General features: G+C 61.5%; 7 protein-coding genes and 1 pseudogene. All 8 read right to left on the bottom strand.

Going from position 1 to position 9,896, the window contains the following annotated elements; genetic code table 11:
• Window positions 1–790 (bottom strand): annotated as a pseudogene (locus tag ACIOVB_RS26055) (PCRF domain-containing protein); the annotation flags it as partial.
• A 140-nt stretch (window positions 791–930) separates the two neighbouring features.
• Entirely contained in the window at window positions 931–1,932 is a 1,002-nt protein-coding gene (locus ACIOVB_RS26050) for a diguanylate cyclase domain-containing protein (RefSeq protein ID WP_401272108.1), read from the bottom strand.
• 48 nt (window positions 1,933–1,980) lie between these two features.
• Window positions 1,981–2,991: a chemotaxis response regulator protein-glutamate methylesterase gene (locus ACIOVB_RS26045; protein WP_401272107.1), complete on the bottom strand. Its 1,011-nt coding sequence runs from the start codon at window positions 2,989–2,991 to the stop codon at window positions 1,981–1,983.
• Window positions 2,988–5,264: a hybrid sensor histidine kinase/response regulator gene (locus ACIOVB_RS26040; RefSeq protein ID WP_401272106.1), complete on the bottom strand. Its 2,277-nt coding sequence runs from the start codon at window positions 5,262–5,264 to the stop codon at window positions 2,988–2,990. Before ACIOVB_RS26040 ends, ACIOVB_RS26045 begins: the two co-directional genes overlap by 4 nt.
• Entirely contained in the window at window positions 5,261–5,944 is a 684-nt protein-coding gene (locus ACIOVB_RS26035; protein WP_401272105.1) for a chemotaxis protein CheW, read from the bottom strand. The genes ACIOVB_RS26040 and ACIOVB_RS26035 overlap by 4 nt, the downstream gene beginning before the upstream one ends.
• Entirely contained in the window at window positions 5,941–7,212 is a 1,272-nt protein-coding gene (locus ACIOVB_RS26030) for a CheR family methyltransferase (RefSeq protein ID WP_401272104.1), read from the bottom strand. The genes ACIOVB_RS26035 and ACIOVB_RS26030 overlap by 4 nt, the downstream gene beginning before the upstream one ends.
• Window positions 7,209–7,745 carry a chemotaxis protein CheW gene (locus tag ACIOVB_RS26025; protein WP_401272103.1) on the bottom strand — a complete coding sequence of 179 codons (537 nt, stop codon included), beginning with the start codon at window positions 7,743–7,745 and terminating at the stop codon, window positions 7,209–7,211. The genes ACIOVB_RS26030 and ACIOVB_RS26025 overlap by 4 nt, the downstream gene beginning before the upstream one ends.
• Complete coding sequence (locus ACIOVB_RS26020) at window positions 7,745–9,367, bottom strand: methyl-accepting chemotaxis protein (protein ID WP_401272102.1); 1,623 nt, start codon at window positions 9,365–9,367, stop codon at window positions 7,745–7,747. The genes ACIOVB_RS26025 and ACIOVB_RS26020 overlap by 1 nt, the downstream gene beginning before the upstream one ends.
• Between the last annotated feature and the right edge of the window lie 529 nt (window positions 9,368–9,896).

Below are 9,896 nucleotides of genomic sequence, written 5' to 3'. Positions count from 1 at the left end.
AGTAATACGGACGGCCGAGTCGGTGGTGTTTACGTGCTGACCACCGGCACCGGAGGAACGATAGGTGTCAATCCGCAGGTCTGCCGGGTTGATTTCGATTTCCACCTTGTCGTCGATCTCTGGGGAGACGAAAACGGCGGAGAACGAGGTGTGGCGACGGTTGCCGGAGTCGAACGGGCTCTTGCGCACCAGACGGTGCACGCCGATCTCGGTCCGCAGCCAGCCAAAGGCGTATTCGCCCTTGATGTGCACGGTTGCGCCCTTGATCCCGGCGACTTCACCGGCGGACAGTTCCATGATGGTCGCGTCGAAACCGCGCTTGTCAGCCCAGCGCAGGTACATGCGCAGCAGGATGTTGGCCCAGTCCTGGGCTTCGGTGCCACCGGAACCGGCCTGGATGTCCAGGTACGCGTTGTTCGGGTCCATCTCGTGGCTGAACATGCGACGGAATTCAAGCTTGGCGAGGTTTTCCTCGAGACGGGCCAGCTCGGCGACAACATCGCCCACTGCGCCTTCGTCGTTTTCTTCGACGGCCATGTCCAGCAGGTCACGGCAATCGGCCAGACCGCCGTTCAGTTCGTCGAGGGTATCGACGATCTGCGCCAGCGCAGCGCGCTCGCGGCCCAGTTCCTGGGCGTATTCAGGTTTGTTCCAGACACTCGGATCTTCAAGCTCGCGATTGACCTCGGTCAGACGCTCATGCTTTTGATCGTAGTCAAAGATACCCCAGAATAGTTTCGGAGCGCTCGGACAGGTCCTTGATGGTGTTCAGGATCGGGTTGATTTCCATGACGGGCAGCACTCGTTGGCGAACTTTTGAAAGCCGGCGAGTATAACGTAATCACGCTGTCACGGCAGCCCGTCTGGCGGCTGTTACGCCGAATCGATTGACATTGGCTCGCTCCCACAGGGATGTGCGGTGCCCGGGAGTTATTCGATCCCCACCTGATTACGCCCGTTGTTCTTCGCCAGATACAACCCGCGATCCGCCGCCGAAATCAGCAACCGGCAATCGCTACCCGACTCGGGCACCATCGTCGCCAAGCCGATGCTGATCGTCAGGCTCGCGCCTTCACCCGGCGTATTGTGCGGAATCTTCAGCGCCGCCACGGTCTGGCGCAGTTTCTCCGCCACCAGCCGCGCACCACCCGGCGAGGTGTTCGGCAGCACCAGGGCAAATTCCTCACCGCCGTAACGCGCCGGCAAGTCCGACGGCCGCGCACTGGCGTCGCGGATCGCCGTGGCGACCTTGCGCAGCGCCTCGTCGCCTTCGACGTGGCCGAAGGTGTCGTTGTACGACTTGAAATAATCGACGTCGATCATCAGCAACGACAGCTGGCTCTGATCACGCAGCGAACGGCGCCATTCCAGTTCGAGGTATTCGTCAAAATGGCGGCGATTGGACAGCCCGGTCAGGCCGTCGGAGTTCATCAGCCGTTGCAGCACCAGGTTGGTGTCGAGCAACTGCTGCTGACTGACCCGCAACGCGCGATATGCGGCGTCACGCTGCAGCAAGGTCATGTAGGAGCGCGAGTGATAGCGGATGCGCGCGACCAGTTCGATGGTGTCCGGCAGTTTCACCAGATAGTCGTTGGCGCCAGCGGAGAACGCCGCGCTTTTGATCAGCGGGTCCTCCTTGGTCGACAGGACGATGATCGGGATGTCCTTGGTCGCCGGGTGATTGCGGTACTCACGCACCAGACTGAGGCCATCGAGGCCGGGCATCACCAGATCCTGAAGGATCACTGTCGGCTTGATCCGCACCGCTTGCGCGATGGCCTGATGCGGGTCGGAGCAGAAATGGAAGTCGATGTTCTCTTCGTTCGACAGCCCACGGCGCACGGCTTCGCCGATCATCGCCTGATCGTCCACCAACAACACCATGGCGGCGTTTTCGTCGGTTTTAATGTCGTCGATCTGTAAGTCATTCATGGGCGGTCACCTGAGTACTGCGGGGGCCAGGATTGCGGATAAATCGGTTCATTTGGGGAAAATCTCCAGCAATCGTGGCGCTATCTTTTCCAGTGGACGGATTTCTACGGCGGCATCGATCGCCGCTGCTGCCTTGGGCATGCCGTACACGGCACTGCTTTGCTGGTCCTGCGCGATGGTCAAGTAACCCTGTTGGCGCATGAGCTTAAGCCCTTGCGCTCCGTCGCGTCCCATCCCGGTCAATAAAACCCCGACCGCATCGCCGTTCCAGTAGCTGGCGACACTCTCGAAAAACACGTCGATCGACGGTCGGTAGATCTCGTTGACCGGTTCGGCGGTGTAGGCCAGCGTGCCGTTTTTCAATAATCGAATATGGTGATTGGTGCCGGCCAGGAGCACCGCCCCGGCCTGCGGCGGCTCGCCTTCGCGGGCCAGGCGCACGTCCAGCCCGCTGGCGCTGGCCAGCCATTCGGCCATGCCGGCGGCAAACACTTGGTCAACGTGTTGCACCAGCACGATGGCCGCAGAAAAACTGCGTGGCAAACCTTTGAGCAGCACTTCCAGCGCCGCCGGCCCGCCCGCGGACGAACCGATCGCCACCAGCCGCTGGCACGATGCCGAACTGCGCTGGGGGGCCGGGGCCGGACGCGATCGCGTGGGCTTCTCGCCGATCAGCCAGCCGATGTTGAGGATCTTGCGCAGCAGTGGCGCTGCCGCTTCCTGAGCATTGCCGGCGCCGAGTGCGGGTGTGTCGACCACATCCAGCGCGCCGTGGCCCATGGCTTCGAAGACCCGGTGCACGTTCTGCTGACGATCGACCGTGACGATCACGATCGCGCATGGACTTTCCGCCATGATGCGACGCGTAGCCTCGACGCCGTCCATCACCGGCATGATCAGGTCCATCAGAATCAGGTCCGGAGTATTTTCGGCGCACAGACGCACCGCCTCGGCGCCGTTGTAAGCGACCCAGACCACCTGATGCGCCGGCTCGAAGGCCAGCGCGCGGCGCAGGGCCTCCACCGCCATGGGCATGTCGTTGACGATCGCAATCTTCATGCCCGCGCTCCTCCGATCAGCTCGACCACTGCATCGAGCAGGGCGTCGTCATGAAAACTGGCTTTGGCTAAATAATAGTCGGCGCCGGCGTCAAGTCCACGGCGCCGGTCTTCTTCGCGATCCTTGTACGACACGACCATCACCGGCAGCGATTGCAGACGGTTGTCGCGACGCAACAGCGTGACCAGTTCGATGCCATCCATGCGCGGCATGTCGATGTCGGTGATCAGCAAATCGAAATCCTCCGAACGCAGCGCGTTCCAGCCGTCCATGCCATCTACCGCGACGGCCACGTCGTAGCCGCGATTGAGCAGCAGTTTGCGTTGCAGTTCGCGTACGGTCAGCGAGTCATCGACCACCAGAACCCGTTTGCGCGCCACTTCTGCCGCTTGATTGCCATGGCGGGCGATGCGTTCCAGGCGCCCGGTATTGAGCAGTTTGTCCACCGACCGCAGCATGTCCTCGACGTCGACGATCAGCACCACCGAGCCGTCATCGAGCAGGGCGCCGGCGGAGATGTCCTGCACTTTGCCCAGACGCTCGTCCAGCGGCAACACCACCAGCGTGCGTTCGCCAATGAAGCGTTCGACCGCCACACCGTAAATCGCATCACGCTCGCGAATCACCACGACTTTCAGGGTTTCCCCGCTGCTCTGGCTGGCCGGACGGTTGAGTAATTGACTGGCCGCGACCAGCCCGACGTGCCGGCCTTCGTGCCAGAAATGCTGGCGACCTTCGACCTGCACGATGTCTTCGGGGGCCAGATCACACATGCGCTCGATATGCGCCAGCGGAAAGGCGTAAGCCTCTTCACCGACTTCTACTACCAGACTGCGCACCACCGACAGCGTCAGCGGCACTTCCAGATGAAACCGACTGCCCTCGCCCGCCGTCTGCTCCAGCACCACCGCACCACGCAATTGGCGCACCATGTGCTGCACTGCATCGAGGCCGACGCCACGGCCGGACACTTCGGTGACCTTGTCGCGCAGGCTGAACCCGGGCAGGAAAAGAAAAGTCAGCAGTTCCTCTTCGCTCAACTGCGCCGCTGTTTCGGCGGGGGATAACTGACGCTCGACGATGCTGCGACGGAGCTTTTCCAGATCGACGCCATTGCCGTCATCGCTCAACTCCAGTACCAGCAACCCCGCCTGGTGCGAAGCGCGCAGGCGGATCAAGCCTTCCTCGGGCTTGCCATTGAGCACACGCTGCTCCGGGGTTTCGATACCGTGATCAACCGCATTGCGCAGCAAATGGGTGAGCGGCGCTTCGAGTTTTTCCAGCACGTCGCGATCGACTTGGGTCTTCTCGCCTTCAATCTCCAGCCGAACCTGCTTACCGAGGCTGCGGCCCAGATCACGGACCATGCGCACCTGTCCGCTGAGCACATCAGCAAAGGGCCGCATGCGACAGGCCAGCGCAGTGTCGTAGAGCACTTGCGCGCGCTGGCTGGCCTGCCAGGCGAATTCGTCGAGTTCGGCGTTCTTTTCCATCAGCAGTTGCTGGGATTCGGCGAGCAAGCGCCGCGCATCCTCCAGCGCTTCCTGCGCCTCAAGGCTCAACGCATGTTCCTTGAGGTGGACGTTGAGGTTTTCCAGTGCGCGCAGACCGTTGTTCTGCATGCGTTTGAGGCGCTGCATGGTCGCCAGATGCGGCTTGAGGCGCTGGGTTTCCACCAGCGATTTGCTCGACAGATCGAGCAGGCTGTTCAGGCGTTCGGCGGTCACCCGCAGCACACGCTCGCCGCCTTCGGTGGTGCGTTTGTTATTGCGTGGCGCCGGCTCGGTTGACTCGACCGCAACCTCTAAAGAAGGCGCCGGCACTGACGGTGCTTCGAGTTGCAACTCGGCCATGACTGGCGCGGCGACCGGCGCTGGCGGTGCCGACGGATCGAGCAGTTGCCCCATCAACGCGACATAAGCCTCAATGTCTGCCGGTTGCGGCGCGTTCGCGGGCGTGGCAATACGCATCAGCAGGTCGGTGCCCTGCAACAACGCGTCGATGTGTTCCGGGCGCAGCAACAACCGCCCCTCCTGCGCACTGACCAGACAATCTTCCATCACATGGGCGACGCTGACGCCGCTGTCGATACCAACGATCCGCGCCGCGCCTTTGAGCGAGTGCGCCGCGCGCATGCATGATTCGAGGTGATCGGCCTGGGTCGGGTTGCGCTCGAGCGCCAACAGCCCTGTGCTGAGCACCTGGGTCTGGGCTTCGGCCTCGAGGCTGAACAGCTCCAGCAACGAAGCGTCGCGCATTTGCTCGGGGGTCATGTGAGGCTCCGGGTCACGGCGGACAGCAACTGCTCTTCATCCAGCCAACGCAGGCTGCGACCCCGATATTGCAGGACGCCACGGGTGTATTTGGCGCTGGCTTGTGCACCGGATTGCGAGGCGGCATCGAGAATTCGCTCGTCAATCGCATGGATGCCGTCGACTTCATCGACCGGCACCACCACCGGCCCGCCATTGGCGGCGATGATCAGCATGCGTGGCATGATCCGCCCGCCGTTGGCCGGGGCCACGTTGCCATCCAGATCAAGCAGTTCAACCAGCGACAGGCACGCCACCAGCGCGCCGCGCACATTCGCCACACCAAGCAAGGCCCGCGAGCGCTGGTGCGGCAACGAGTGAATCGCCTGCATCGGCGCGACTTCAACCAGACTGCGTGTCGCCAGTCCAAGCCATTCTTCGCCGAGGCGGAACATCAGCAGTGAACGGGTTTTCAGCTCGGTTTCGACGGCGATCGCCACCGGGTCGCGCTCGTCCTGTTGCAAGGCATAACGATCAAGCAGGCGTGTGGCGGCGGCGGAATACACCGAGCAGTTGCGGCAATGGATGTGTTCTTCCAGCAATGGGCACGACTTGTCGCCGTGAATGCCGATGCGGTTCCAGCAATCATCGATGGCCCGGGCGTCTTCGTGGGTGACGTTCAAGGTGTCGGACGGGATCATCGTTTACGCTCACTGTCGGCGGTGCGCCCGCTGCGCGCGGCACGCTCCTGCAATCGTCGGGCACCGGCGCTGTCACCTTGGGCTTGCAGCAAGGCGGCCAGGTGCATCAACGCTTCGGGATGTTGCGGTTCGAGGTACAACGCCTTGCGGTAGAAACCCTGGGCTTCCAGCGTCAGGCCGGCGACATCGCTGAGCAGGCCAAGCCAGTAAAACACCTGCGCCACCGGCTCGTGGCTGCCCAAATACTGTTCGCACGCGGCGCGGGCCTCGGCACTTTTGCCTTCGTTGGCCAGCGCAGCAATGTTGGCCAACAACGTTGCCGCGTCGGGATTTTCGCTTTTACTGGTGGTAGGCAGCGGTGTCACCGGGGCAAACGGCCGATTACGCACCGGCGGTGGCGGCGCACTGCGCAGCGGTTGGCTGACGGGCAACGGAACGGGTTTGGGGATTGGCAGCGGCTCAGGCACAGGCTCGCTGTGGCGACTGAACGCAAACGACTGCGGGATGCCGATCGAACGCATGCCCAGCCGCCCGAGCAGACTGCCCTCGGCCGGGCCGATAAACAGCACGCCGTCAACATGGGTCAGGCGCTTGAGCACTTCGAAGACTTGCTTCTGGGTCGGCTGATCGAAATAGATCAGCAGGTTGCGGCAAAACACAAAATCAAAGGCTGGCTCGTTGGCCAACAACGCGGGATCAAGCACGTTGCCAACCTGTAAACGCACTTGCTCGCGAACGTTTTCGTTGACCCGATGGCCGTCCTGCTCAGGCGTGAAATGCCGCTCGCGGAAGTCCAGATCCTGGCCGCGAAACGAGTTTTTTCCGTACAGCGCGCGTCGTGCCTTTTCCACCGAGATCGGGCTGACGTCCATGCCGTCGACTTTGAACTGATGCGGTTTGAGTCCTGCATCAAGCAACGCCATGGCAATTGAATAGGGCTCTTCGCCGGTGGAACACGGCAGGCTGAGGATGCGCAAGGCGCGCATGTTGTTCAGCTCGCTCAAGCGCTTGCGAGCCAGTTTACCCAGCGTGGCGAAAGATTCCGGGTAACGGAAAAACCAGGTTTCGGGAACGATCACCGCTTCGATCAGTGCCTGTTGCTCATCTCGCGAGCCTTGCAGCAGTTGCCAGTATTCGGCGGCATTGGCGGCCTGCGAGAGTGTGGTGCGCTGACGCACCGCCCGTTCGATGATCGCCGGCCCCACCGACGTGACATCGAGGCCGATACGCTCCTTGAGGAAGTCGAAAAAGCGCTGATCGCCGCTCATGACTGCGCCTCAAGCTGCGCCGAATCCCGTGGCGGATTCGGGAACAGCAACCCGCGCACGGAATCATCGAGCAAGTCACTGACAAGCACCCATTGCACCAGCCCTTGCGCATCTTCACGCACCGGGCCGAGGTACGGTGCTTCTCGGTTGTCGAGGCCATAGGGCTGAAAATCTTCTGGATCGCAGCGCAAAGTGTCGGTGGCCTGCTCAAGAATCAGCCCGAGCCATTGCGCCGGTTGTGCTTCGTCCGGGCGATAGTGAACCAGCACCAGACGCGTGCTGGTGCGTGCCTCGGCAGGTTGGCCAAACGTCAGCGCGCTGAGATCAATCACCGGCACCACCGCGCCACGATAGGCAAACACTCCGGCAACCCAATGCGGCGCACGGGCAATCGGTTTCAACGGCAGACGCGGCAGCACCTCGGCCACTTCGGTGGCGCGCAAGGCATAGCGCTCGCTGCCGATGCGAAACAGCAGGAACAACGCCTTCTTCGCCACCTGCGCGACGCTGCGTTTGGCGATGATTTCGCTCATCAGACTTTAAATCGCGAAACGCCGCTGCGCAGCCCGACGGCCACCTGGCTCAGTTCGTCAATGGCGAAACTGGCCTGACGCAACGACTCGACAGTCTGGCTGCTGGCGTCGCCCAACTGCACCAGCGCGTGGTTGATCTGCTCGGCGCCGGTGGCCTGGGCCTGCATGCCTTCGTTGACCATCAACACCCGCGGCGCCAGCGCCTGCACTTGATGGATAATCTGCGACAGCTGCTCGCCGACCTGCTGCACTTCGGACATGCCGCGACGCACTTCTTCGGAGAACTTGTCCATGCCCATCACGCCCGCAGACACGGCCGACTGGATCTCGCGAACCATTTGTTCGATGTCATAAGTGGCGACGGCTGTCTGATCCGCCAGACGCCGCACTTCGGTGGCGACCACGGCAAAACCGCGACCGTATTCACCGGCCTTCTCGGCCTCGATCGCCGCGTTGAGCGAAAGCAGGTTGGTCTGGTCGGCCACTTTAACAATGGTCACCACGACCTGATTGATGTTGCCGGCCTTCTCGTTGAGGATCGCCAGTTTGGCGTTGACCAGATCGGCGGCGCCCATCACCGAGTGCATGGTGTCTTCCATGCGCGCCAGACCTTGCTGGCCGGAACCGGCGAGCACCGAAGCCTGATCGGCGGCGGTGGAGACTTCGGTCATGGTGCGCACCAGATCCCGCGAAGTGGCGGCAATCTCTCGGGATGTCGCGCCAATCTCGGTGGTGGTGGCGGCGGTTTCAGTCGCGGTGGCTTGCTGTTGCTTGGAAGTCGCGGCGATCTCGGTCACCGAGGTTGTCACTTGCACCGACGAGCGCTGTGCCTGGGACACCAGCGCGGTCAGCTCGGTCATCATGTCGTTGAAGCCGGTTTCCACGGCGCCGAACTCGTCCTTGCGGTCGAGGTTCAAACGGTTGCTCAAGTCGCCGGTGCGCATGATTTCGAGGATTTCCACGATGCGGTTCATCGGCGCCATGATCGCGCGCATCAACAGCAGACCGCAGGCACCAGCCGCCAGAACGGCCACCAGCAACGAGATGAACATACTGACCTTCGCCGCAGCCACCGCATCATCGATGTTGGCCATGGCCTGATCGGCGACTTTCTTGTTCTCACCGATGATGTCGTTGAGTTTCATCCGACCGCTGTACCAGGCCGGAGTCAGTTTCTCGTTGAACAACTTGACCGCATCGGCTTCCAGATTGCGCCCGTGCAGGCTCAGCACCTGATCCTGAATCTGCATGTAGACATCGTGGTACTTCTCGAAGGCCGCGAATTCAGTACGGTCCTCATCGGTGGCCATGGTCTTGCGGTAGTTGGCCATCTGCTCCTGCAGGCGGTTTTCGAATGATTTGTAGTCCGCCGCATCTTCGCTGCTGATGCCCTGCCCTTCCTTCAGACCGAGCAGTTCCTGGGTCTGCAAGTAACTGTCGACCCATGCACCACGGATCATCGAGCTGTAATAAACGCCGGGAATCGCGTCGTCACGCACGCTGTTTTCGCTGGCTTCGATCTTCAACAGCCGTGAATACGAGACGACCACCATCAGCAGCATGATGGCGATAATCACCGCAAAGCTCGCCAAAATGCGTTGGCGCAACGTCCAGTTCTTCACAGTGATTCCTCGTGCCTGATTCGAAATGCGGGGAGTATAGCCGAGGGCGCTGTTTCATTTATAAGACGCTTTTTAACCCTTTGGCCTGTCTGAGCTCGGTAACGCAGGCTCTGGCTGGGGACTTTCCCGCAGCCGGGGTGCGGCTGACCAGTGACGGATTGGCAGAAAGGGGCGCTGGATCGGTCATTTGCCAAACCGGTGGCTTTTGCCCAGTCAAGGCAATGCGCCATGATGCGCAAGAAGTTGCGCACATGCTCGTAATATTTCGCCCTTAAAATCGCTACAGCTCACGCCCTTCATGGCCTGCAGCCAAGTGCGCAAGAAGTTGCGCAGTACTGCGCAACTTCTTGCGCACTTTTGCCCCCAAACCACAGCAAAACATCCTACGTTTGGCCTCCAACATCCACTTACTCCCCGTATGCCGGGGACATAGAAAAACCTGGCACGCTCCTTGATAACAGTCAGGCACCCACCGGGCGATTTCGCCTCCCGGGCACCCTAAATTTATCCGCAAGGAGAGCATCCCATG

It is taken from the genome of Pseudomonas sp. NPDC087639, from assembly GCF_044743385.1.
GTDB lineage: Bacteria > Pseudomonadota > Gammaproteobacteria > Pseudomonadales > Pseudomonadaceae > Aquipseudomonas.
The sequence above is the reverse complement of the archived record's forward strand: the minus strand, read 5'-3'. Positions and strand labels throughout refer to the sequence as shown.